This window comes from Lysinibacillus contaminans, from assembly GCF_001278945.1.
Taxonomy (GTDB): Bacteria; Bacillota; Bacilli; order Bacillales_A; family Planococcaceae; genus Lysinibacillus; species Lysinibacillus contaminans.
This window is the reverse complement of record NZ_LGRV01000003.1, coordinates 501,100-525,542: the sequence shown is the minus strand read 5'-3', so window position 1 is coordinate 525,542 and position 24,443 is coordinate 501,100. Positions and strand designations below refer to the sequence as shown.

General features: G+C 40.0%; 27 protein-coding genes. 4 read left to right on the top strand and 23 right to left on the bottom strand.

The genetic code is table 11. From position 1 onward, the window contains the following. Positions 1 to 173: 173 nt before the first annotated feature. Positions 174 to 1,190 carry a GPR endopeptidase gene (gpr, locus tag AEA09_RS04875; protein WP_053582767.1) on the bottom strand — a complete coding sequence of 339 codons (1,017 nt, stop codon included), beginning with the start codon at positions 1,188 to 1,190 and terminating at the stop codon, positions 174 to 176. 163 nt (positions 1,191 to 1,353) lie between these two features. On the opposite strand from gpr, the gene rpsT reads away from it, so the two are divergent. Further along, positions 1,354 to 1,602, top strand: coding sequence for a 30S ribosomal protein S20 (gene rpsT / locus AEA09_RS04870; protein WP_053582766.1), 249 nt, complete (start codon positions 1,354 to 1,356; stop codon positions 1,600 to 1,602). Between the two features lie 97 nt (positions 1,603 to 1,699). On the opposite strand, the gene AEA09_RS04865 is transcribed toward rpsT, so the two are convergent. Beyond that, the gene (locus AEA09_RS04865; protein WP_053582765.1) at positions 1,700 to 2,734 is read right to left on the bottom strand and encodes an acyltransferase; all 1,035 of its coding nucleotides are present in this window, start codon (positions 2,732 to 2,734) and stop codon (positions 1,700 to 1,702) included. Positions 2,735 to 2,792: 58 nt separating this feature from the next. Next, positions 2,793 to 3,803 carry a DNA polymerase III subunit delta gene (holA, locus tag AEA09_RS04860; RefSeq protein WP_053582764.1) on the bottom strand — a complete coding sequence of 337 codons (1,011 nt, stop codon included), beginning with the start codon at positions 3,801 to 3,803 and terminating at the stop codon, positions 2,793 to 2,795. Between the two features lie 164 nt (positions 3,804 to 3,967). Here holA and AEA09_RS19470 point away from each other — a divergent pair, with 164 nt between their 5' ends. Next, complete coding sequence (locus AEA09_RS19470) at positions 3,968 to 4,105, top strand: YqzM family protein (protein ID WP_082332565.1); 138 nt, start codon at positions 3,968 to 3,970, stop codon at positions 4,103 to 4,105. A 33-nt stretch (positions 4,106 to 4,138) separates the two neighbouring features. On the opposite strand, the gene AEA09_RS04855 is transcribed toward AEA09_RS19470, so the two are convergent. The 12 genes from AEA09_RS04855 to AEA09_RS04800 all read right to left on the bottom strand — a co-directional run bounded on the left by AEA09_RS04855 (position 4,139) and on the right by AEA09_RS04800 (position 14,588). Then, positions 4,139 to 6,331 carry a DNA internalization-related competence protein ComEC/Rec2 gene (locus tag AEA09_RS04855; RefSeq protein WP_245622781.1) on the bottom strand — a complete coding sequence of 731 codons (2,193 nt, stop codon included), beginning with the start codon at positions 6,329 to 6,331 and terminating at the stop codon, positions 4,139 to 4,141. 95 nt (positions 6,332 to 6,426) lie between these two features. Continuing rightward, positions 6,427 to 6,996 (bottom strand): ComE operon protein 2, encoded by a 570-nt coding sequence (locus tag AEA09_RS04850; RefSeq protein ID WP_053582762.1) that lies wholly within the window; start codon positions 6,994 to 6,996, stop codon positions 6,427 to 6,429. Positions 6,997 to 7,231: 235 nt separating this feature from the next. After that, positions 7,232 to 7,879, bottom strand: a complete 648-nt coding sequence (locus AEA09_RS04845; RefSeq protein ID WP_053582761.1) for a helix-hairpin-helix domain-containing protein — start codon at positions 7,877 to 7,879, stop codon at positions 7,232 to 7,234. A gap of 875 nt (positions 7,880 to 8,754) precedes the next feature. After that, positions 8,755 to 9,495 (bottom strand): class I SAM-dependent DNA methyltransferase, encoded by a 741-nt coding sequence (locus AEA09_RS04840; RefSeq protein WP_245622780.1) that lies wholly within the window; start codon positions 9,493 to 9,495, stop codon positions 8,755 to 8,757. A 2-nt stretch (positions 9,496 to 9,497) separates the two neighbouring features. Beyond that, positions 9,498 to 9,842 (bottom strand): ribosome silencing factor, encoded by a 345-nt coding sequence (rsfS, locus tag AEA09_RS04835; RefSeq protein ID WP_053582759.1) that lies wholly within the window; start codon positions 9,840 to 9,842, stop codon positions 9,498 to 9,500. Then, positions 9,839 to 10,411, bottom strand: a complete 573-nt coding sequence (yqeK, locus tag AEA09_RS04830; RefSeq protein ID WP_053582758.1) for a bis(5'-nucleosyl)-tetraphosphatase (symmetrical) YqeK — start codon at positions 10,409 to 10,411, stop codon at positions 9,839 to 9,841. The genes rsfS and yqeK overlap by 4 nt, the downstream gene beginning before the upstream one ends. Continuing rightward, complete coding sequence (locus tag AEA09_RS04825) at positions 10,380 to 10,970, bottom strand: nicotinate-nucleotide adenylyltransferase (protein ID WP_053582757.1); 591 nt, start codon at positions 10,968 to 10,970, stop codon at positions 10,380 to 10,382. Before AEA09_RS04825 ends, yqeK begins: the two co-directional genes overlap by 32 nt. A 9-nt stretch (positions 10,971 to 10,979) precedes the next feature. Then, positions 10,980 to 11,282, bottom strand: coding sequence for a ribosome assembly RNA-binding protein YhbY (yhbY, locus tag AEA09_RS04820; RefSeq protein ID WP_053582756.1), 303 nt, complete (start codon positions 11,280 to 11,282; stop codon positions 10,980 to 10,982). Positions 11,283 to 11,287: 5 nt separating this feature from the next. Next, the gene (gene aroE, locus AEA09_RS04815) at positions 11,288 to 12,118 is read right to left on the bottom strand and encodes a shikimate dehydrogenase (protein WP_053582755.1); all 831 of its coding nucleotides are present in this window, start codon (positions 12,116 to 12,118) and stop codon (positions 11,288 to 11,290) included. A 29-nt stretch (positions 12,119 to 12,147) separates the two neighbouring features. Next, the gene (gene yqeH / locus AEA09_RS04810) at positions 12,148 to 13,251 is read right to left on the bottom strand and encodes a ribosome biogenesis GTPase YqeH (protein ID WP_053582754.1); all 1,104 of its coding nucleotides are present in this window, start codon (positions 13,249 to 13,251) and stop codon (positions 12,148 to 12,150) included. Further along, on the bottom strand, positions 13,248 to 13,769 hold the full coding sequence (locus AEA09_RS04805; protein ID WP_053582753.1) for a YqeG family HAD IIIA-type phosphatase: 522 nt from the start codon (positions 13,767 to 13,769) through the stop codon (positions 13,248 to 13,250). The genes yqeH and AEA09_RS04805 overlap by 4 nt, the downstream gene beginning before the upstream one ends. 36 nt (positions 13,770 to 13,805) lie before the next feature. Continuing rightward, positions 13,806 to 14,588: a phosphatidylserine decarboxylase gene (locus AEA09_RS04800; RefSeq protein ID WP_053582752.1), complete on the bottom strand. Its 783-nt coding sequence runs from the start codon at positions 14,586 to 14,588 to the stop codon at positions 13,806 to 13,808. A gap of 136 nt (positions 14,589 to 14,724) precedes the next feature. On the opposite strand from AEA09_RS04800, the gene pssA reads away from it, so the two are divergent. Beyond that, positions 14,725 to 15,225 carry a CDP-diacylglycerol--serine O-phosphatidyltransferase gene (gene pssA / locus AEA09_RS04795; RefSeq protein WP_053584612.1) on the top strand — a complete coding sequence of 167 codons (501 nt, stop codon included), beginning with the start codon at positions 14,725 to 14,727 and terminating at the stop codon, positions 15,223 to 15,225. Positions 15,226 to 15,315: 90 nt separating this feature from the next. Next, entirely contained in the window at positions 15,316 to 16,023 is a 708-nt protein-coding gene (gene sigK, locus AEA09_RS04790) for an RNA polymerase sporulation sigma factor SigK (protein ID WP_053582751.1), read from the top strand. Positions 16,024 to 16,568: 545 nt separating this feature from the next. Here sigK and mtnN read toward each other — a convergent pair. The 8 genes from mtnN to mltG form a co-directional block, all read right to left on the bottom strand. Then, entirely contained in the window at positions 16,569 to 17,261 is a 693-nt protein-coding gene (gene mtnN / locus AEA09_RS04785) for a 5'-methylthioadenosine/S-adenosylhomocysteine nucleosidase (RefSeq protein ID WP_053582750.1), read from the bottom strand. Positions 17,262 to 17,322: 61 nt separating this feature from the next. Then, positions 17,323 to 17,952, bottom strand: coding sequence for a YrrS family protein (locus tag AEA09_RS04780; RefSeq protein WP_053582749.1), 630 nt, complete (start codon positions 17,950 to 17,952; stop codon positions 17,323 to 17,325). A gap of 108 nt (positions 17,953 to 18,060) precedes the next feature. Next, complete coding sequence (greA, locus tag AEA09_RS04775; protein ID WP_053582748.1) at positions 18,061 to 18,549, bottom strand: transcription elongation factor GreA; 489 nt, start codon at positions 18,547 to 18,549, stop codon at positions 18,061 to 18,063. Positions 18,550 to 18,772: 223 nt separating this feature from the next. Beyond that, positions 18,773 to 19,411 (bottom strand): uridine kinase, encoded by a 639-nt coding sequence (gene udk / locus AEA09_RS04770; RefSeq protein ID WP_053582747.1) that lies wholly within the window; start codon positions 19,409 to 19,411, stop codon positions 18,773 to 18,775. After that, a complete protein-coding gene (locus AEA09_RS04765) occupies positions 19,411 to 20,691 on the bottom strand; it encodes a peptidase U32 family protein (protein ID WP_053582746.1) in 1,281 nt (426 codons plus the stop codon). The genes udk and AEA09_RS04765 overlap by 1 nt, the downstream gene beginning before the upstream one ends. A gap of 14 nt (positions 20,692 to 20,705) precedes the next feature. Further along, the gene (locus tag AEA09_RS04760; protein WP_053582745.1) at positions 20,706 to 21,638 is read right to left on the bottom strand and encodes a peptidase U32 family protein; all 933 of its coding nucleotides are present in this window, start codon (positions 21,636 to 21,638) and stop codon (positions 20,706 to 20,708) included. Positions 21,639 to 21,643: 5 nt separating this feature from the next. Next, entirely contained in the window at positions 21,644 to 22,276 is a 633-nt protein-coding gene (locus tag AEA09_RS04755; RefSeq protein WP_053582744.1) for an O-methyltransferase, read from the bottom strand. 590 nt (positions 22,277 to 22,866) lie between these two features. Then, positions 22,867 to 23,988 carry an endolytic transglycosylase MltG gene (gene mltG / locus AEA09_RS04750; RefSeq protein ID WP_053584611.1) on the bottom strand — a complete coding sequence of 374 codons (1,122 nt, stop codon included), beginning with the start codon at positions 23,986 to 23,988 and terminating at the stop codon, positions 22,867 to 22,869. Positions 23,989 to 24,443 lie beyond the last annotated feature (455 nt).

Below are 24,443 nucleotides of genomic sequence, written 5' to 3'. Positions count from 1 at the left end.
GAATGTGTCATTTAGAACGATGAATTCCAACTCATCAAAATCACTTCTATTTTCCTAATTTTCGCTTAAAGTTGCTTGGTACAGCTCAGTTTGAAGTTGAATCTGTCGAGCAAAAAACCGATGACTTTAACAAAAAACAGCCGACGTTTAAGCGCCAGCTATGTTTTGTCAAATTATAAACCGTCTGCCCATTTTGTGAGCATCGATGAAATAAGTTTTGCATATTTTTCAACCCAAAAATCTGCTTCTTTTGGCGTTACCATTAACTTTGCATGAGAGCCAGCAAAAGTTTCCTCAAATAGTTGATGCCTTTCTTCCTTCGACCAAGTTGCCCATTCGCCAAATATTGGTTCTACAAGCGACATATCAAGTTCTTTATTAGTATCTGGTTGCCACGAAGAGAGCGACAATTTAGATGAAGGCTTATTTCTTTCTTCGACACGTGCCGCTATAGACCGTAGCATTTGTTCTACCGCATCTGCAATTAATACCGGCGCATCTACCACAGTTGGTACGCCAATCGCTGTGACAGGGATACCAAGCACCTCATATGAGATTTCTTGACGTTGATTGCCAACACCCGAACCTGGATGTATGCCAGTATCCGTTAGTTGAATCGTTTTACATAGCCGATCACTTGCTCTACTAGCGAGTGCGTCAATGACAATTATCAAGCTTGGGTGAATACGTTCTGCAAGCGCCGCAACAAATTCGCCAGTTTCATAGCCTGTCTGTCCTGTCACACCTGGTGCATACATCACAAACTTATCATCGATTTGTTCAAGATTATGCAAATGGTCGATGACAAATGGACCAACCGCATCAGGTGTAATCGTGCGATTGCCCAGCCCAATAATTAAAATTTTGTCGTCATCTCGCCAAGATATCTTGTCGTGAAGTTTTTTAAACCGCGTGAGTAACGCCTCTTCAAGCTCTTGAAAGCCTTCCTTGTCTTCTATTGTGAGCGTCGGTACAGAAAGTGTTATATATTGCCCTTTCTTTTTACCAATGCTCTTTTCACCCTCATCGTTGACCTGCACATCTGTTATTTTAACTCGCCCTTCAGTCTGATCTTCAATATGGACGCCACTCGTTTGTTTAAGTGTGTCTTTCTGTTCCTTGGTTTGATGTAAGACAATTTCTTCTGATTCATCAATTAAATCTGTACGTTGCCAATTTAGTTTTTGCATATCATTCACCTCGCATTTTAGTTTGCTCAAACTGTCAAGTAAATATTCTTTGCATTTAACTATTGCAATTTGGGCGTGCGTTTGTTAAAATGATTTTTGTTGTATTGACACAAGAAATCAATGAGAAGTTATCATCTCGTACCTAATTTAGGAGGTGAAAGATATGCCAAACATTAAATCTGCGATTAAACGCGTAAAAGTTAACCAAAAAGCTAACGCTGCTAACACTCAAGTGAAATCTGCAATGCGTACTACAGTTAAAAAAGCTGAAAACGCTGTTGCTGCTAAAGCTGAGAACGCACAAGAACTTTTACAAGCAGCTTACAAATCTTTAGATAAAGCAGCTTCAAAAGGACTTATCCACAAAAACGCGGCGGCTCGTAAGAAGTCTCGCCTAGCTAAAAAAGCGTAAGTGTTTATAAAGACCAGTTTACTCTTCATAGAGTAGCTGGTCTTTTTTTTTATTTAAGGATAAAAAAACGTCTATCTACACCGATAGACGTTCATAGTTATACAATTTTACGCAACCCCGGAATCTTTTGAATGATCCATACACTGAGTGTAGAAATGACTAAAACAATTAGCACTTGCAGCGGGATTGCTAGCATTGGTTTCATAAAGAGTTCACTACCCTCAAAAAATAGTGGACGCACTTTATCTAACACCATGGCATGTATTAAATAGATACCGAAGCTCGTTTGACCGATGAGCTTTACAAGTCGGCTCGTTTCATAAGTACCACTATCGGCCTTATGATTGACCCAATATTTCAAGAACACAAATAACGCAATACTCATCGCAATAACGTTTGGGCTTGAATAGGAGAATGCATAGCTTGTAAATTGCCCCTGTGCCTCTGTTAATGCATTTGTTCGTACGATTGTTTCGATAGCACCAATGACACCAATTCCGTAAATGAGCATACGCCATTTTTTCGCTAACTCAAATTTCGCCAAATAATAGCCGAGTAAAACGAAACCTATGTACTCGCTTAACGGGAAAAAAAGTGTAAAGTCATTGCTGAAAATATAAGAATAGTAGCGGAATCCCCCGTAAAAAAGTATCCATAACCCAACTACATAACCAATCATTTGACGAGTCGCATGATTGATGAAAATATTGAATACAGGAATCAGTAAATAAATTCCAATTAACGCATAAAAATACCATAAATGATAGTACACTTTATTATTGGAAAATAGGATTAAAAATTCTTTCACGGAGTATCCCGGATTCCACATATACGTAGCCCACGCATAATACACAAGAGACCACACGATAAACGGTAGTAAAATTTTATTTGCGCGTTTTTTAAAGAAATCCCCGAGTGGCTCTTCTTTTCGCCCAAGTAATAATGCCCCACTAATCATTAAGAAAATCGGTACACACCAACGAGACAGTGCGTTAAAAATGATACCTGTTTGCCAATCACCTGCATCTATTTTGCCATATAACACTACATAAGGTGTTGCAGCATGCAATACCAGCACACCTAGAATTGCAATGGCGCGTAAAGTGTCCATATAATGTATTCGTTTTTGCAAGTTCAAAAACCCCCCACGACATTATACAACCATTTCTACCCATCCATATAGTTATTTTTTACAAAGGCTTCAGTAAGAACAGCTCTAAATACCGCTCACGATTACCACCAGCCGTTTTTAATTGCAAATCGACTTCAGCTAGTTGATACAAAGCCTTCAATAAGCTTTCCTCAGATGGACGATTTCGTTGTTCAACCATTAGCTTCACACGATACGGATGAATTTTTAAATTCTTAGCAATTTGTTGTGGGTGGTAGCCCTTTTTTTGCAAATAAAAAACATTCGACATCGTGCGTACATTGGAAGCCAGTAAACCAACTAGCATAATAGGTTCTTGTTTTTGACGCAGTAAATCATGATAAATAGATAACGCACTAACGGGATCATTTGCAAAATACGCATTTAACATTTTAAAGGCATCCTGCTCAAGCGTCTTTGCCACTAAGTCCTCGACTAACACTGGCGTTATTTCCCCACTTTCACCTAAATACAGCGACAACTTTTCAATTTCCATTTGCAGCTGTAGCATATTCGGTCCAACCATGGTTACAAGTTGTTCAAGCGCTTCCTGGGTAATCGTTTTCCCCTCAGCCTTCACAAGACTTTTAATCCACACTGCTAAATCTTGCTCTTTTGGCGTTTCTGCCTGTACGAAAAGTGCATGTTCCTTCATCATTTTCGTTACTTTTTTTCGTTCATCTAGCTTTTCATAGGGCGCAATAAAGACAGTCACTGAAAAATCAGAAGGGTTTGCAAGCCACGCCTCTAAGCGTTTCACATCATGGTCTATTTTTTCTTTACCCTTTTCAGTTGCCTTTAAAAACGATGCATTTTTTGCAACGATAAGTTTTCGCTCTGAGAAAAACGGGATCGTATCCGCCTCATCCATCACTGCATCTACCGGTACTTCCTCCAAATCAAACATACTTATTTCTATATCTTCTTCGGGGCCAAGTGCCTCTTTTAAACGTCGTACCGTTTCATCTATAAAATAAGTTTCTTCACCAACGAGCAAATAGACTGGCGAAAGTTCACCTTTTTTAATGTTGTTCCAAACTGTTGAAATCATAATTTTCCCTCCATATAGCAATACAAGTAGTATACATGATTTACGCATGATTGTGACTTTGACCGAATTGTGTCTATTCTTACAAACACTGCTAAATCTTGTATTCGATATAGATTTTATGTAAACGATGTCTTATAATAAATAACAGAATTGGAGGGATAGCAATGAATCCATTTGAAGGTAAAAATGTACAATGCAAACGTAACGACGCAATTGATTCTGGTATTGGTTTTGCAATACCTTTCGCAGTCTTCACGGTTATGTTTGTCATCGCAACAATAGTAGATTTCGTATCAATGTAATCCAGCACTTATACTTTCGAAAAAGACCTTGTTTTATTGGACAAGGTCTTTTTCTATATCCACTAACCAACTACCATCACGAATACGTATTTCTATCGTGCCATCTGTCCCTGTTATTAAAGTCGGCAAATCTCGGCTTATAAAACGCTCAACAACGATATCGTGCGGGTGACGATAACGATTATTAAGTCCCGCACTAAAGATAGTTAACTCTGGCTTTAGAAGTTCAACAAACGGTTCAATGCTTGACGTCTTACTACCGTGATGTCCTGCTTTTAATAGCGTCATATCAGCGAGCTGACTGCCGTAAAGCCTGATAAGCTGTTGCTCCCCATTTTCCTCTAAATCACCTGTTAACAGTGCTTGAAACGACGCCTGTTGCATGTACAGCACTATTGAATCATCATTTCCTTCATAATAAACATCCTGTGGCCATAAATAATGAAAGCTTGTCTCTCCTACTTGCCACACCGTGCCCTGCATTTTTTCCTTTACCGTTACTCGTTGCTTTGCTGCTTCAGCTAGTAAATCATTCATGACAGGTTTGCCAAGCGAACCCGGGGTTACATGAATTTCACGCATCCGTATTTCCTCTAATACCTCTTCAGCGCCTTCCACATGATCGGCATCCGCATGTGTCACGATAAAAATATCAATGTCTCGTATCCCTTTTCCCTTTAGAAATGGTACAACAACCTGCTTTCCGACCTCGTAAGGGCTGTTTGAAGCCTTCCATGCCTCTTGCTCAAAGCGTAACACTCCGCCTGCATCAACGACGTATACAGCCCTTCTAAACGGTAATTCAATAATCGTACAGTCACCCTGTCCTACATTTAAAAACGTTAGCTTCGTCTCGTTATACAATAATGGCGCTAGATGAATACAAAAAACAGGCACCAGTAGCGCAACCGCAAACCTGCCATACCTCCGTTCCTCTAACAAATAAAATCCTACGAGGACACTGATAAATGCCACGCACACAAGCCATATCGCAGGCTTGCCCGGTGACCATAACTGAAACGGCAACGCCTGCACGTATAAAATCGCCTCCGTCAGCCATATACGTAATGGCTCATAGACAAGGAACAATAGCTTCGCCACAGGCATCGAGACATACGTCACAACAAGTAGCACAATATTAACAGGTAAAATAACAAAGGAAAATAGCGGTACGAAGACAATATTCACTAAAAATGAGGAAATTGAAATCTCATAAAAATGATGGAGTAACAAGGGGTAAACAAGTAGCTGACAGACGAACGTTAATAGAAATGACTGCATAAACCAGCTTTTTGCTTGTTTAAAAATAACACCTGAGTAAATAAGACTTGCCGTTGCTAAATACGACAACTGAAAGCCAACTTGAAAAATAACGCCGGGCTCAAGAAGGACAAAGCCGATAAAACTAATGGCCAGTGCATCATCAATCGGTACACGCCACTTCACATAGCGCATAAGCATGACAAATTCCACGACCGAAACCGCGCGCCAAACCGACGGCGCACCACCCGCTATAAAACCGTACACTGGCAATATAATAAGGAGTACAATCGTCGCTATTTCCTTCCGCACACCAACGCGAAGTAACCCTTCGTAAAATAACCACGATACAAGTGCTACATGAAGGCCTGAAATCGCAAATAAATGCGTAATACCAAGCTTTTGGTAGGCACGCTGCAATTCATCGTCCACATTGTCTTGTAAGCCAATCAGTAGTGCCTGTGCTTCTGCGACAAGTGAAGGCGGAAAAGTCGCCTCAATATGCTTTTTTAATTGAAATCGCTGCTTCGCGAGAAACGTGCGAATTGACCTCTCCTCCGATACAAGCGTCCAGCTCGTTACTTCGAATGTGCCGCTAGCGCCTTTACTCACAAGATAATCTTGCATAGAGAAGGCATATACATGCGCTGGTGGATCGGGTGGCACAAGTTCACCTTGCACGCGATACGTAAAGCCAGTAATAGGGGTTGTCTCATAATACTTCTTCTCTTGCTCAGTAGGAAAAGTGTAGACAGTATACAACTTCTCACCTGTTTCAGTTTTCGTAAAGCCACGTAACTTTTGCCCATTAATTTTATATTCACTTGTCCAAGTTAGTTGAAAGATTGACGGTAAAGGGGAAGGTTCCGTCAGTTGAATGAAAGAAACGAAGAAAAAAGGAAGAAAGCCAGCACCCACTACGAGTGCCGAAATAATGCGCCTCTCACCTTTTATAGTAAGCCACACAGCTAAAAAAAGTATTACAACAAGTAACCAAGCTGACCTGTGCGCCGCTACCGACGCTACAAGTACAGCGAGTGCTACATAAATCCATTTATGCGCTACATCATTTTTCCAAATAATTCGCTCACCCTCTGTTCATATGGGAGTAATTTTTCTGCTGGCATACCACTTGCACGCAGTTCATTCAGCATATCTATGTACAAAGCTAGTTTGTCATCGCTTAAAAAATCAATTTTGCGTTCATCAAACGGTACATGTACCACTTCCACACTAGCTTTTTTAAATAATTCCTGTGCATACGGATTATTTTTATAATCAGTTGCGTAATAGATGCGATGGATACCTGCTTGAATAATTGATTTTGTACATGGTAAGCAAGGGAAATGCGTCACATACAGGTCAGCACCCTTTGTCGGTGTACCGTATTTTGCACATTGAAGCAGGGCGTTCATCTCTGCGTGTACTGTTCGCACACAATGATTATCTACTACATAACAGCCTTCCTCGATGCAATGCTCATCGCCTGTAATCGAGCCGTTATAGCCCCCTGCAATGATACGTTTATCACGCACAACAGTTGCGCCTACTGACAGTCTTGTACAAGTACTGCGCAGTGCAAGTAAATGACTTTGTGCCATAAAAAATTGATCCCAAGTAATACGCTCCATATGACTACCTCCAAAATATTTTCTTCCTAGTATCTAGGCTATAGCATTTTTCTACTATAGTTTAGCCCTTTTTGAAAAGAGCCGTCAATACAACCGAATTTATTTGACTCATCATCATAACTTGTGGTTAATTTCCTTTCCAGGTGGGCGTCCGATGAGCCGCTTCAATCAACAGCAACCTAAAATCAATATACCCTTTAATAAAACGCCATCCCCGACTTTTGGTGGTGAGCCTTTATTTGACCGAAATTGAATCCTTTAGTTTTTCATACGTTTTGTCACCGATCCCGGTAACTTTTTTTAAATCCTCAATCGTTTGGAAGCCACCGTTTTCTTCCCGGTAGGTGATGATACTTTGTGCCTTCGAGGGGCCAATACCAGCAAGTGTCGTGAGTGTCATCTCGTCTGCCTTGTTTAAATTGACTTTGCCATCTTTAGCGCTTCCGCCACTAGTAGACGAATCAGCAGTTGGCATCGAAATAAAACCTGACGTCACTTCGTCAAGCTGCTCACCCTTCTCAGGAATATAAATGACCATCTCATCCTGCACTTTTTGCGCATGATTAATATGCTGCGTATTTGCATCCGTCGTATAACCACCAGCAAGCTGCACCGCATCAATAATACGTTGCTCCGCGTTTAATGAATAGACACCAGGATATAACACAGCACCTTTTACATCGACAAGCACCTGTTGTAAGACCGCTTCTTCTACAGGTTCTATCGTTTTGGTTTGTTCAGTAGGTTGGATTGTTTCGATGAGCTCTTCTTGGGGAGGTGAAGAGTCAGTACTCGAAAAATAGAAGTAACAAAGTCCAATGATAACTAGTATGCCAGGGAGCAGCACACTTTTGCCGTACTTTTGCCATAAAGACTGGATCATCAAAAACATCCTTTCTATGCAAAAGGCAAATCATATGGAGTCAGCTATATCATACAATATTTCCCTTTCGCTGAGAAGACGTAATACTCATATATATGGGTCTAAACAAAAATCTGAACTTGAGAGCACTGTAACACCTAAGTTGTTTTTCGAAGCTAACCGCTCGCTTTCCGCAGGGCGAGCGACGAGCCTACCCGGCAGGAGTTGAGCGGACACTTCTCCAAACAACAGCATTTTCATACAATTCCATGCTTTTCGTTTTTAATATAGGGACTACCATGCAGATGGTGTTCCCTATGATTTCAAACCAAGGACTACTATGCAAGTAATATTTCCAATGATTTTAAGCCTCATTACACTTAACACAAGTCCATTCATGATGCATCGAACTTCAAGCTAGGTGCGAATACTACACAGTTTTTCATGCGGACATCTTGAGTTGAGCTGATGGTATTGTCATTCCATTTGTAGAAAAAAGAAGTTCATCACCAAAAACGGGGAATGTCATTGTGTATTAACTTTAGATTGCCTGTTGATTGGAGTGGAGGCTGGGCGAGTGTAGCTGACGGCATTCGCCTTTCGCTACAGAGCAAAGCTTCCTAGGGGATCAGCGTCACAGATGAGACCCTGGAGCGAACGCAAGGGGAACAAAGGCTAAAAGCGTCACATCCTGTGACATCGCCTTTGTGACCAACATCGTGTTGCCCCGAAGCTGGCTCATCGGACGCCCCACGGAAAGCGCCAACCGGAACGGAAATCAACCCCACATTATGGTGGTGACCCTATTTATTTCATTTCCTTTGAAACGATTGAAGTGAACCCTATTTTAAAACACAAAAAACAGCTTGCCGGAAATTAATCCAACAAGCTGTTCGTTATTTGACCGCACGAATAAAAATGCGTTCACTTTCATATTCTGGTGCTTCATCTGTAAAATCAGCCGTTACTTCAACATCAGTAAAGCCAATATCACGAAGCCATGTCATATACTGTTCAACTGGGAATGTACGTTGGTTATGTTCCTCATCGAAACGTTCGTACAAGCCACTTGCCTCATCGCGCACGTAAAACGTCATTTGATGCACAACAGAGTGGTCAAACTCGCCTGGCTCTGTATGCCACACATAGCTAATATCACCATCATCATACGTAAAAGGTCCATCTAAAAAGACATCATTCATCTTAAATAACGAATGCACATCAAAAAATAGTTGACCCCCGTCACGTAATGCTGCGTAAATACGTTCTAGCGTCGCATAGACATCTGCTTCTTCCACGACGTAGTTCAATGAATCAATCGCAATCGTCACAGCGTCTAGCGCCTCAAAGCCGTCTAATTCATGCATTGACATGCAATAGAGGGGTACATGTAAACCTACTGCAGCAAAACGCTCTGCTGCCATCGCTAACATATCCTCTGATAAATCAATTCCACTCACCTTATAGCCGACATTTGCAAGCATCAGGCCAAGCACACCCGTGCCACAGCCGATATCTAAAAGGTTCGGGAACTCTTTGCTCGGTGCATACTGCTTGATCCATTCCACATAACGATCATATGGAATATCTGTTTGCAGTTCATCATACACCTCTGCAAATCGTTCATAACTACTCAAACTTACGCTTGTGGAATGTCTAGTTGCGGTGCATCGCCCCATAGACGTTCTAGGTTATAGTAAGAACGCTCATCTTTGTGGAATACGTGTGCTACTACATCTCCAAGGTCTACTAAAATCCAACGTGCGCCATCAAAGCCTTCCACGCGACGGATTTCATGTCCTTCTTTTACGGCTACATCTTGTAATTCACGTGCAATCGCTTGTACTTGTCGATCTGAATTACCGTGTGTAATAATGAAGTAATCTGCTAAAAGTGAAATTCCTTCCATATTTAAGACGACAATATCCTCACCATGTTTGTCATCGATTGCTTTGTATGCTGCTTGTAATAAAGTTGAAGTCATCCTTCACTTTCCTCTCTTTTCATCATATCGTTATAACATTCTATTGAAACTGGATAAATTGCTTGCTTCGTATCGATTAAAAAAGATAGCGTATGACGAACACAAGCTCCTACTGCTTTATCCAGGTCTTTCTGTGCCTTTTTACGCAGACGATCGACACCATCAAATTTACGATTCGGTTCAATCATATCTGCGACAAAAAGAATTTTTTCAAGCTTACTCATACCAACGCGCCCCGTCGTATGAAAACGAATAGCATTCAGCACATCTGCATCGGTAATGCCAAACTCGCTTTCTGCAATATACGCTCCTACTGGTCCATGTAGTAGTTCACTACCCCAACCTAGGAGGCGTTGATCTAAATTTTCGTCACGGACAATTTGCTCCATCCAATCGATATCTGCATATTTCGCAATATCGTGAAGAATGGCCGCTGTTTCCGCTTTTTTTGCATCTTCATCGAAACGCTCAGCTAAGCTAATAGCTGTTTCCATCACACCAATTGTATGAATATAGCGTTTCTCAGGCATACGAGGTTTAATCGCCGCTAAATACTGTTCGCGTTCCATAAAGACCTTCCTCTCGTATGAACGACTCTACTGCTTCTGGCAGTAAAAATGTAACCGTCCCTCCAGTAGCAAGGCGTTCACGAATTAGCGTAGACGATAAATCGATTTGCGGTACATCCACCATTATAACAGGGTAATCCGTTTTCGCCGCTGTCCCAGGACGTCTTACGCCCACGAACTGCACGAGCTTGACCAATTCTTCAATACAATACCATGTATGAAGCGTATCAATCATATCCCCACCAATAATGAAATAAAACTTCACGTTCGGCTCTCTCGCACAAAGCGCAGCAAGTGTCTCATACGAATAGGACACGCCACCTTTGACCACCTCAAACAACTCTGTCCGAAAATGTGGATATGGTGCTATTGAAAGCTTTACCATATCAATACGCTCGGCGTCGCTTGCGTCATGACGTGCCTGCTTATGTGGTGGTAGCGCGTTTGGCATAAAACGAACCTCATCTAAATCCAGCGCATGAAAGACTTCATTGGCCATCATTAAATGCCCGATATGAGGCGGATTAAATGTTCCACCTAGTAAACCGACTTTTTTCATCGTCTCACCTTACTTCGCTGCTTTTGGTAACACAATCTTTTTATTGTTGCGTGATTCTTTATATAAAACAACTGTTAAACCGATTAATTGAACAAGTTCAGCACGTGTACCTTTTGCAAGAGCCTCTGCCACTTCTTGTTTGTCATCTTCACAGTTATCTAAAATACGAACTTTAATCAGTTCACGTACTTCTAATGCTTCACGAATTTGTTTTGTCATTTCGTCACTCACGCCGCCTTTTCCTACTTGGAAAATCGGTGTTAAATGATGTGCCTCCGCACGTAAAAAACGTTTTTGTTTACCTGTTAACATAAAATCTATTGTCCTCCCAATTGCTCTTGTAATTGCGCAATCATTGAATTTGTATTTGGGTATTCACCAAGCCAATAATTAAAAGCGATGGCCCCTTGATGCACGAACATCCCAAGACCTGTTACTACACATGCACCTTTTTCCTCAGCCGCTTGCAAAAAAGGCGTCATTAATGGATTATACACAATATCCGCAACAATTGCGCCCTTTGTGAGTCGATTAAGTGAAAATGGCATCGAAAAATTGCCCGTGGCAAGTCCAGCCGACGTCATTTGTACTAAAATACCGAAGTCAGCTAAGCTTTTCTCTGCCTCTGCCAATGAAATCGCACGGCCTGTGCCCATCTCATCAACAATTGTCTGAGCATTTTCCACCGTGCGATTGGCAATCGTCAAGTTCGTATAGCCTTGTTGTTGCATCGCAAAAGCAATTCCGCGAGCCGCACCACCAGCACCAATCAGTAGTACAGGCTTGTCTTTATGATGTGCACCAACCGCTTCTTCAAGCGAACGGACAAAGCCAACGCCGTCCGTATTATAACCTTTTAACTTGCCGCCCTTAGTGCGAACAACTGTATTGACCGCACCCATTTTTTCTGCTAGCTCATCTAACTCATCTAAATAGGGAATGATGGCTGTTTTATGCGGAATTGTGACGTTCCAGCCACTTGCACCTAAAGTTTTAAAGCCCGCAACTGCCGCTTCTAAATTTTCTGGTGTTACATGTACTGGAATGTACGCCGCATCGATTGTCATTTCTTCAAACCATGCATTATGCATTGCTGGTGATTTCGAATGCTCGATGGGATCACCAATAACCGCAAACCATTTCTTCATTTCCTGTCCCTCTCTCTACTACATGTTTACTAAATTAGTGACGGACGAATCGATACTTGTACACCTTTTGGCGCGTACGCTGCAATCACTACATTCGCATGCTGTACTGTAATCCAGCCAAGGCCAGAGAACACAACATCCGTTTTCGCTTCTTTAATCGAAAACTCATGACGCACTAATTCTGGTAGCTTGTCGATAAAGTCAGCTGTTGGTGGTGCAAGTAATTCACCCTTATGCTCAGCATATAATGTATCAGCCTTTTCAAGCTTCGTACGGTGTATAGGTAGGTCATTGGCAATGTGTACCGTAAAGGCTGAGCGTTCCCCTTGAATAAAATCAAAGCGCGCTAATGCACCAATAAATAACGTTTGACCTGGATTTTGCTGATACACTTTTGGTTTAATTTCTTTTTTGGGCATAATATATTTTAATTCACTTGCATCAATATGGTGTGCCATTTGGTGGTGATTAATGATACCTGGCGTGTCATATAATGAACTACCGTCGTCAAGTGGAATTTCGATCATATCCAGTGTTGTCCCAGGGAAATGCGATGTCGTAATAACTTCACCTTCACCCGTTGCTTGTTTAATAATGCGATTGATGAACGTTGATTTTCCAACATTTGTACAACCTACGACGTATACATTTTGACCATTGCGGTATTCGTCAATTGCTTCCATCGCTTCTGTCATACCTTTTCCTTTGTGTGCACTAACTAAAAGCACATCAATTGGTTGTAGACCAAGTGCTTTCGCTTCACGTTTTAACCAGTTGATAACCTTTTTAGGGTTCACTGATTTTGGCAGTAAATCTACTTTGTTGGCCACAAGTAGTACCGGATTTTTCCCGACGAAGCGGTGAAGTCCTGGTAACCAACTTCCATTGAAGTCAAAAATATCGACGATTTTGACGATTAAGCCCTGCTGTGTTCCAAGGCCGTTTAAAATACGTAAAAAGTCGTCATCCGTTAATGACACTGGTTGAATTTCATTATAATTTTTCAAACGGAAGCAACGTTGGCATATAACCACGTCTTTTTCTAAGGATGATGGGGGTGCGTACCCGATTGCTGTTTTATCTTCTGTTTGAATTGTTGTACCACAGCCAATACAATTTGGCATTTCGTTCATTCTTTGTCCTCCCAAGTCATTTTACCTTTTCGTTTCAAATCGTTGAACACACGTCGTTCAATGAAACGATTGAATTTTGTTACAAAGCCGTCTGATTGTGCAACAGGCTTTACTAAAATTGTGTGCAAACCTAAACGATTAGCGCCCATCACGTCTGTTAGTAGCTGATCTCCCACCATTACTACTTCATTCGGACGAAGCCCTAATTGAATAACAGCGCCATAAAACGCATTGCGCAGCGGTTTTCTCGCTTTATGAATATACGGAATGTCCAGTGGCTCTGCAAATGCTTTTACACGCGCCTCATTATTATTCGATGCGATAATAATACGTATACCTGCTTCTTTCATAATACGGAGCCATACAATCAACTCTTCAGTTGCATCTGCACGATCCCATTCTACAAGCGTATTATCTAAATCTGTAATAATCCCTTTAATTCCTAGGTCTTGAAGTTTTTCGGGTGTAATATCGAAAACACTCGAGACAAATTCATTTGGTAATAAAAAATTATACAAAATAGTAACCCCTAATCTAAACGTATTATTACACTATTATAGCATATTTGCGAACGCTTCACCCATTCGAATAGGACTTCCTTTGACAACATTTTCTGTAAACGCAATCGAATCCTTTTCAAATAACATGACAACTGTTGAACCAAATGAAAAATAGCCAACTTCTTGACCTTTTTTCCAATATTCTGTCCTATTCGTAAGGACAATCGAATTTACAAACGTTGCACCGACTTTAATAAACGCTACTTGCTTTCCATCTTCAAGTTTAAGTTCTGTCACTTGGCGGTAGTTATGCGAAATTGGTTTTTTGCCGTATGTTAAACCTAGATGATTTACCGGATAAGATGTGTTGCCTAGCGTATACTGGCGTAGCACTTTACCATCAATCGGGCTATGAATTCGGTGATAATCCGCTGGGCTTAAATAAAATACGATATAATAACCATCTGAATAATGCGTTGCACGCTCATTATTGCCTAATAAATCTTGTAATGAATACGGTTTTCCTTTTACCTGAAACGTCATATCCCACTCAATACGTCCAAACGATTCGATTTTGGCATCTACTGGGCTAGCAAAGGTAGACGGACTTTGTGCAATTGGACGTGCTTCTTCTAGTAGTTCTCTTGTAAAAAAATCATGTAAACTTGAAAATTGTTGTGGTTTTTTTGAAACTTCTTCAAGGTTAATATCGTATACTCTCATATAGCTTGGAATTATACGTTTACTCCACTTCGCTTTTGCAATTGTTTGTAAAAGTTGGGAGGATTGTTTACCATTCGTTAATTCAATTAAACGTTGATATAGTTTTTCTTTCATAAAGCAAAACTCCTATCGATTAAATTTGACTGTCATTTTTATTTCATTCGAAGTATAATGATACAATATCTTAAGTGCAAAGGAGTGATCCCCCTTGTTTTTTTATCACAAGTTGGTGGATACTACGGTTAAGAAAATGAAATCGCACGCAGCTAACTTCATAACAATTAGTAATATGTCCTTTGGTGGTGCAGCAATTATGGCCACTTTACATGAATATTATAGTTATAGTGTCTTGTTTATCTTCATTGCCGCTTTACTTGATCGTTATGATGGTAAAGTAGCACGTGCCCTCGGACAAGAATCCGAATTAGGTAAACAATTGGATTCTATGAGTGATATTATATCATTTGGCGTGGCACCTGCATTATTAATGTATGAAGTTGTCATGGTTGATTTTGGTTTTGTAGGCATGATGATGACCGTTCTTTACATCGTCTGTGGGGCAATGCGTTTAGCACGCTTCAACATTAGTGATGCAAACGGCTATTTCACAGGGTTACCTATTACAGCTGCAGGAACCATACTAACATTGACGTACCTCGCTGCAAATACGTTCCACCCAGCCTTTTATCTTTTCCTGTTTCCCATACTAGCATTACTCATGATTAGTACATTTACGCTAAAAAAAGTGTAACAGCGACATTGCTGTTGCACTTTTTTTCATTGAACTCAGTTTCTCATCATATAATGTCGAAAAATGATGGTGAGAGGATGAAAATACACAATGAGCGGATTTTTTACTTCTTTAATGCAGCTGTGGTTTGAGATCCCTGCTTTACTTGGCTATTTAAAAGGCAAAACATTTCATAAGCCTTTTACAAAGGAAGAGGAGGCGGCTTGTCTTGAAAGGTTTTTAAATGGTGATGAACAAGCACGGCTCGACTTAATCGAACGTAATATGAGACTCGTTGCACATGTCGTAAAAAAGTTCCATCCGAAGCACGAGCAATTAGATGATTATATTTCCATAGGTACCATTGGGCTTATGAAAGCTGTAGAAAGCTATACGCCTGACAAAAAAACACGTCTTGCCACATATGCAGCACGTTGTATCGAAAACGAGATACTAATGCATTTACGCACACAAAAAAAAGTACAAAAAGATGTGTCGTTGTTTGAACCAATTGGAACGGATAAGGATGGTAATGCACTGCAAATCAGAGATTTATTGCAATGCGATGAAGAAAGCGCTACAGAAAAGTTGGAGAATAAAGAGCATGTAGCACAACTCTACCGCTACCTTCACATGCTCGATGAAAGAGAATTAGAAATTGTCACGCTTCGGTATGGCTTAAATCATCAGGATGCCCTAACACAAAAAGAAATCGCCGCTCGTCTGCATATTTCTCGCAGCTATGTATCTCGTATCGAAAAGCGCGCCCTCATTAAACTTTATCAATTTTATAAGCGCGATCAAAAGCATATCGAATAATTTATTGTAAAAGGTTGCTGTGGGAAATTCAATGAAAATAATTGATTTGGAGGTTCATTACTAAGGCACGAATGCTGTACAGTTATACAAGCGAACACCTTACGCACTGCTGACGGTATTTTCCATGTCATTTGTAATCAATACGAAAAGTAATAAGTGGCATTTGATTAAAATTTGTATTTATTTTAGAATGCTCGTTGATTGGAGTGGAGGTTGGACGCCCCCTGGAAAGCGTCCAGCCGGAACGGAAATCAACCACACATTATGGTGATGAGCCTCTAAATCCCTACGAACGACAGAAAGCTCCTTTGCTGTCGCAAAGGAGCTTCATACACAAATTAATGGATTGTTTCACCAAGTTCAGCTGAAATTAGTAAACCAACTAGCGTTGTTATTATTACTACACCTGCTGTCAAAAGTAACATCGTCAATGCCTCCCACCTGAATTTGCATAGAATTTATTGATTTAAGTGTAGCATTGGCATGAAAAAAACACTGTGATTTTTCTCACTGCCAATGCTATTTTTATGTCCATTTTGTGTAGATTAAAGTGATGCAATGGCTTTTAACACAACTTGTGTCGAATGCTTTGCTGCCACCGGTAAAAACTCATCAAAGCTAATGTTTGATTCTTTCCCTGCAATATCCGACAGCGCACGGATGACTACAAATGGCGTACCAAATTGGTAGCACACTTGCGCTACAGCAGCCGCTTCCATTTCTACTGCTTTCATTTGCGGGAAAAAGCCACGTACTGTTTCTACGCGCACTGGGTCATTCATAAAAGCGTCACCCGAGCAAATCAGACCTACACCGTATTGATGCTCACCAACTGCTTTTACAGCCTCTTCTGCAACTCGGATTAGCTTATCATCTGCTTTAAAGCCAGCTGGCATACCCGCCATTTGACCAATTTCATAGCCGAAAATTGTTACATCCACGTCATGATGACGTACTTCATCAGAAATCACGACTGCACCTACTTCAAGCGTCTCATCATAACCACCTGCTGAACCTGTGTTAATGACTACATCTGGCTTGAATTCATGCAATAAAATTGTCGTCGACATAGCTGCATTTACTTTTCCGATACCGCTTTTTAGAAGAACAACCTCTTTACCTTCATACATACCTGTTGTGAATTCACTACCTGCTAGTATTGTTTTTTCAGTATTTTCTAAAGATGCGCGTAAAAGTTCTACTTCTTCTTCCATTGCGCCGATTACTGCGATTTTCATTAATAATTTACTTCCCTTCTTCATTTGACTCTTCTAAAAATAATCAAAATGAATGCTTTCGTCAATAGGCACCTTCCACTGTGTTCAATACTTCAAGCTTCACAGGAAGCCACCCTTCGTTATTTACCCATTCCATGCTGACACGGTACATTTCTGTTTTATCTTTCGTTGAAACGGTTGCAATGGCTTTATCTGCACCACCATTATTTTGCAAACGCCAAATAATCATATTGTCTTTTTCGATACCTGTCACACCTGTAATCGTTGCTACTTTTTCTTGCCAATCGACAGACTCAGGATTATACGACGATACATGCCCTCCAGTTTGCGTTGTAGGCGTCGGTTGCCAACTTTCATCTGTAATGACACGATCGACAATTGGATCGTCTGACGGTGTTTCTACAGCCGTTTCCTGCTCCGGTTGTTGTTCCTCTTCTTCTTGTACTGGTGGCTCTTCTTCATTCGATACGATATCCTCTTTAGAAGACTCTTCTTCGTTTTCTTCTGGACTTGTTACGACAGGATCTTCTTTCACCGTATCTTCTATATTGTCTTGCCAATTAAATATATACAAAGTCGTAATAAGAATTAAAACAGCAACAACTCCAATTAGCACATTTAACCATTTATTCAGCTTTTTACTCGGAGCTGGTTGCAGATGGCGACCGCTTCGTGTTTTTTTTTCACTCATGTAGTCTCCTCCTCCCTAGCCAATATTTTATCAAGTTCTAACGTGCTTGCATAATAAAAACAGCTAGCTTCTCTCAAAAAAGAAAAGCTAGCTGCTTGTACATATTACTTATTTAATTGAAACAATTTTCACTTTCATTTCGCCGCCAGGAGTTTGGATAGTCACTTCATCGCCTATTTCTTTCCCTAGTAAACCTTTAGCAATTGGTGATTCATTTGAGATACGGAACTCCATTGGATCTGCTTCTGCTGAACCAACGATTGTATATGATTCCTCATCAGTCATAACTTTTCCGTTAATGATTTCTACAAAAGTAACAGTTTTCCCAAGTGTTACAACACTGTTATCAGTTTCATCTTCAGTTATAATAAATGCATTACGAATCATTGATTTTAATGTTGAGATACGTCCTTCTAAGAAAGCTTGCTCTTCTTTCGCTGCGTCATACTCAGCATTTTCAGAAAGGTCCCCGAAGTCACGCGCGATTTTAATGCGTTCTACGATTTCTTTACGTGTTTCTGTTTCTAATTTCACTAATTCTTCTTCTAATTTTCTCTTACCGTCTGCAGTCATTGGATATTGTTTTTCATTTGACAAGATAATTCACTCCTTAATTCTTCAGTATAAAAACATAAAACTCGACCAAATGCACCGAGTGTTACGCCACTGCTTGAACATAGTGACAATAACATAAGATGCATTTAATCGAATTTTATTATTTTTATTCATTTTCAAAATGCTCTTTGACCTAATAGTATGCATTCAATGCAATTATATGCATTTACAAACATGAAAATATTGTCAATACCACTCTATCTTATTACAATACGTTGTCAGTTTCAAGAATAGTTTTAATTTTCGTCACTAATAAGTCAATAGCAACTTCATTTTCCCCGCCTTCGGGAATGATAATATCAGCATAACGTTTCGTCGGTTCAATGAATAAATTATGCATCGGACGAACCGCTGCTAAATACTGTTCAATGACTGAATCCGTTGTACGTCCACGTTCTTTGATATCACGCATAATACGACGAATAATTCGCAAATCTGAATCTGTATCGACATATAATTTAATGTCCATCAGCTCACGTAAACGTGCATCCTCTAGCACTAAAATACCTTCTAGTATAATAACGTCCACAGGCTCTACGTGAATGACTTCTTTCGCACGTGTATGCTGTACATAGTCATAGACTGGTTTGTCAATCGCTTGACGGTCTAATAGCGTATTAATATGTTCGATTAGTAAATCATTATCAAACGCAAGAGGGTGGTCATAGTTTGTCCCTAGACGCTCCTCAAACGTTAGATGGCTTTGATCTTTATAGTAATAATCTTGTTCGATTACTACAACTGAATGACCACGGAAAACATCATAGATGGCATGTGTCACACTCGTTTTACCTGAGCATGATCCACCAGCGATTCCGATAACTACTGGACGCTTCTGTGCCATTATTTATTCTCCTTTCGCATCATATTGTGCGGCATTAGTGGTGTGTCACATTTAAATTTCACAATTTGTAATGGGTGACGTGCCGCATCTAATGAATTGCCGTCCTCATCCCAAATTTCGCCCATTGTGATACGGAAGTTTTCAATTTCTGGACCGAAGAACTCAACCTCATCACCAGGTTTGAAGTAGTTACGTTGTTGCATTGTAACGATTTTCGTTTCAGGGTCATGGTCTAAAATAAGCCCTGCAAACTCATAGGTTGTTTTGCGACCATGTACGCCAAACATTTGCTCTTCTTGACCCGGTGCATCATGGAAGAACGCTTCCGCTGCATCACGGTTAGCACATTTATCTAGCTCTTCTAGCCATTCACGTTTAATTTTGAAATTATCTGGGTCTGCACAGTATGCGTCAATCACTTTTCGATAGACAGAAGTTACTGTCGCAACATAGTGAATTGATTTCATTCGGCCTTCCACTTTTAATGAGTCAATACCTAGCTCAATCATATGTGGAATTGCTTCGATTAATTTTAAATCTTTCGGGCTCATCGCAAATGGAGAGTCATTTTCATCAAATAGTGCTTTTTCTTCGCCATCTTCTAATTCATATAAATCATAATCCCAACGGCAAGATTGACAGCAACCACCACGGTTTGAGTCACGTGCAGTCATATGATTCGATAGAACACAACGGCCAGAATAAGCGATACACATTGCGCCATGCACGAATGCTTCGATTTCAATATCGACTTTTTCCTTCATCAGCTTCATTTCTTCGCCACCGACTTCACGTGCTAATACGACACGGTGTAAGCCTTCCTCTTTCCAGTACTGCACAGCTTTCCAGTTTGAAAGAGATTGTTGTGTAGATAAGTGAATTTCAAGCTTAGGTGCACTATTGCGACATGTTTCGATAATAAGCGGATCTGCTACAATAATCCCCGTAACACCTGCTGATTCAATATCTTGTAAATATTGTTCTAAGCCATCCATATTTTCATTATGAGCAAAAATATTTGTTGTTACGTATATTTTCGCACCATATTTGTTTGCGAACTCTACACCTTCACGCATTTCCTCAATCGAGAAGTTACCTGCATTTGAACGAAGTCCAAATTCACGTCCTCCGATAAATACTGCATCTGCGCCGTAGTGTACAGCAATTTTTAATTTTTCTAAACTACCTGCAGGGGCAAGTAGTTCTGGTTTCTTTGTTATGACACGTTTACCGTCGACGATTCCACGGATTTTGTCATTTTGCTCTAATGCTAATGCCATTGTCTTGCCACCTCCTAGTACACAGTTTCTTTGAAGATAAAGCCAGTATCAAGTGGTCGAATAGCTGGTTGGATCTCTTCAATTGTTGCTAGTAATTCATCTTTAATGTCTTCATACGCATCTTCTGACTCGTCAAAGTATACATCAATTGCTTTACGATATGCTGCCGTCACGGTTTCGACATATTCAGGTGTTTGCAGTACGCCTTCGATTTTTAATGAATCAATGCCGGCTTCAAATAATTCGCCTAGTTCGTCAATAATACACATATCGTTTGGACTGAAAATATGCGTACCGTTCACGTCCTCATAAATCGGATATTTGTTGTTACGTTCATCATCATGCAAGAACATACTACGGTTTTCTTTGCGATTTTCGATTTCCATTACTTTATCTTGGTATAAGAAATAATGTCCTAATAGTGGACGTTTCGATTGGAACATGCACGTCATTCCGTGCACTTGTACTTCAACTTCCACTTCAGCATTTTCTTTAATCTCTAAAACTTCATCCAATGAAAGTTCACGCGCAAGTACCGCACGTACGGCACCTCGTTTACCCCAATAATTCGCAGTAAACCAGTTTGTCGCTGTTGTTTCAGGATTCCAGTGAAGCGGAATTGTAACACCTTGCTCACGACATAAAATAATTACTGCAGGGTCGCCATAAATCAGACGGTCCACGCCAATACGTTGCATTTCTTTTAAATATTCGCCTAATGCGTCTATTTTTTCATTATGAAATAAAGCATTTACAGCTACATACACTTTTTTACCTGCAGCATGAATCAGATTTGTTGCTTCTTCTACTTCGCTCACAGAAAAATCTCCTGCTAGACGAAGGCCAAATTGTTGTTCACCAATAACAAAAGCATCTGCTCCAGCAGTTATAAGTGCTTTTACATGGTCCACCGACTGCGGTGTGACAAGCAATTCAGGTTTTTTCATTCTAGTCACCTCTTCAAACATAATAATAATCCATCACCAACTGGTAAAAATGCACTCGTATAATCTGGATGGTGCATAATCCAATCTGTGAAATTTTTCAAGTTACGAATCATCGTTCTTTTACGACGTGGTACATCCTTTAAATCCAAATCTGATAAGCCATGCATATACATATTATCGATATACAGGACGCCTCCTGATTTTACGAGTGGCGCATATTTTTCAAAAAATCGTTGATATTGCCCCTTCGCTGCGTCAATAAATACTGCATCAAACGTCGTGTGAATTGCTTCGTCATCCACTTCTAATGCGTCACCCTCAATGACCGTAATACGGTCCGACACAGTAGAGCGTGCAATATAATCTTTCGCTCTCGTCACACGATCCACATCACGTTCAATAGTCACGATTTGGACTTGCGGTAAAGCTTCAGCCATACGTATCGCCGAATAGCCAATTGCTGTGCCAATTTCTAAAATCTTTGTCGGATTTTGAATGCGCAGTAGCTGATTCAGTGCATCAATGCCTGCAAGCTGCATAATCGGCACATGATGTTCTTCCGCATACGCTTCCATTTCTAAAAGCAAGTCATTACGTGGCTGAATGAACGATTGTATATAAGCATCTGATAATTCCATAGTTAGTTTAACACCTCAAAATGCTCTTCTACATCCGATGGTGCTGACCGCAACCTCGGGAGGTATGAGCTATTAGCCTAGATGATTTTCACAACGTGGAATACTCCGTTGTCCATACATCATCAACTTTTACTACAAAAAGAAAAGGACCAAACGTGATGTCTTGGTACTTTGCCATACAAAAATGAGCAATTGTTTTTCGAATACAATCAAAACAATTGCCACCACGTATATATTGAGTCGATTACGCCTCGGCGTAATTGCGTCCAGATTTTGAATTGTGCTTAGGCATGCACGATGCAGGTCAGTTAGCCGTTGTCGCATGGATGCGACGTACTTAGGCTAACATCCTAAAATTGACTCCTTTCAAAATCTGTGACATCCGCCGGAGGCTTAACTTTATTCAGCAGGCTTATAAATGCCTACAAAAAAAGTCGAAACCTGAAACATCTCTCCACCTATAAAATTAGGTGGTTTTTGCTGAATACAGTTAAAATCACAACTTATAATAGCATGAAAATAGAAGGAAAGCTATTTTTCTTTCCTTCTATCCCTCTCATCACACTATGTTATTTACTATATTCCTAAAACTACTCTGCCTTACGTAAATATTTTTCTACTTTTTGTAAATGTTCGTCATACGTTTTCGAGAAGTGGTTAACCCCTTCTTTATCCGCTAAGAAATAGAAATAATCTGTTGAGCTAGGATTTAATGTTGCTTCAATTGAAGTTTTCCCAGCTCCAGCAATCGGACCTGGTGGTAATCCTTTGTTTTTGTAAGTATTATATGGATCTGCTACTTCTAAATCTTCATATAATACACGGTCTTTATGTGAGCCAAGTGCATATAAGACGGTTGGGTCTGTTTGAAGTGGCATGCCCTCATCAATACGGTTGTAGAACACACTTGCAATTGTTTCACGGTCTGTTTGCGCTGTTGCTTCTTCTTCAAGTAGTGAAGCAAACGTTAATAATTCATGGACAGTCATTTGTTTTTCTGCTAGTACATCCGTATAATTTTTCACGACATTATTCATCGCTGCAACCATTTCTTCTACAATCGATTCTAATGAAGGATTTTCTTCAAAATATGAATATGTTGCAGGATATAAATAGCCTTCTAAATCATAACGAATAGTATCTGCTAATACCGCCTCTGTTACTAAATCAGGATAATTCGTCATCATTTGCTGTACAAATTCATCACTTGTTACTAAATCCATAAATTCTTTTTGTGTATACGAAGTTTTCTTTTCGATTACATTACCAATTTGCTCTAATGTAAAGCCTTCTGGTATCGTCATTGTAAAGACAGGCTCACGGTATACTTTCCCGGTTTTTAAACTTTCAATCAGCTCGTCCAAAGTCATCGCTTGCGTTAAATCATAATTGCCGGCTTGGAACTGTGATTCATTATTAAACTTCGCATAATATTTAAAAACACGTGCATCTTTAATAATGCCTTTTTCCTCTAACAGTGCAGCAATGGAGCTTAAACTCGAACCAATTGGCACTTCAACGGCAATTGTTTTTGTAGCATCCGGGTCTACTGGCTTTAGTGCACTTGACACGTAATTGTAGCCTATCAAGCCTATTATCCCTATTACTAATACAAAAATAACTGCTATAATAGCGACTATTTTTCTCACTTTTTTTACCTCAGTTTTTCTTTCTTGCATTTTTTCAAACATTTCCTGTTTTTTTTCTTTCATTTCTTGCTTTTTAGAACCGTTATCCACGGGTTTCCCCCCTATCACTACCCATTATCATACTAGAAATCGACTTTTACGACAAATACAAATCGACAATTAGGTTAAAATCACCATATAATACCTCTACTTATTACGTTATTTATGTGAAAAAGGATCCTTATCATAATTGAGGGCACTGAAAAAGCGGTTCTCCCAATAAAATTCTAATAAAAACCAATCAGTAGGATTTAGGGCTCTGGCGTTCACCGCCGTTCAAAATCCTTAACAAAAATGTTATACTCCTACAAATAATTACTATAAAAAGAGGCTATTCGCCATAACTTGGGATTGATTTCCGTTCCTGCTGGGCGCTTTCCATGAGGAATCAGGTACTTGCGGCCAGTGCGAATGTACACAGGATTTTTAAATTCGACTTATATATTCATCTATTTTGCTAGCCTAGCCAACTTTTCTTT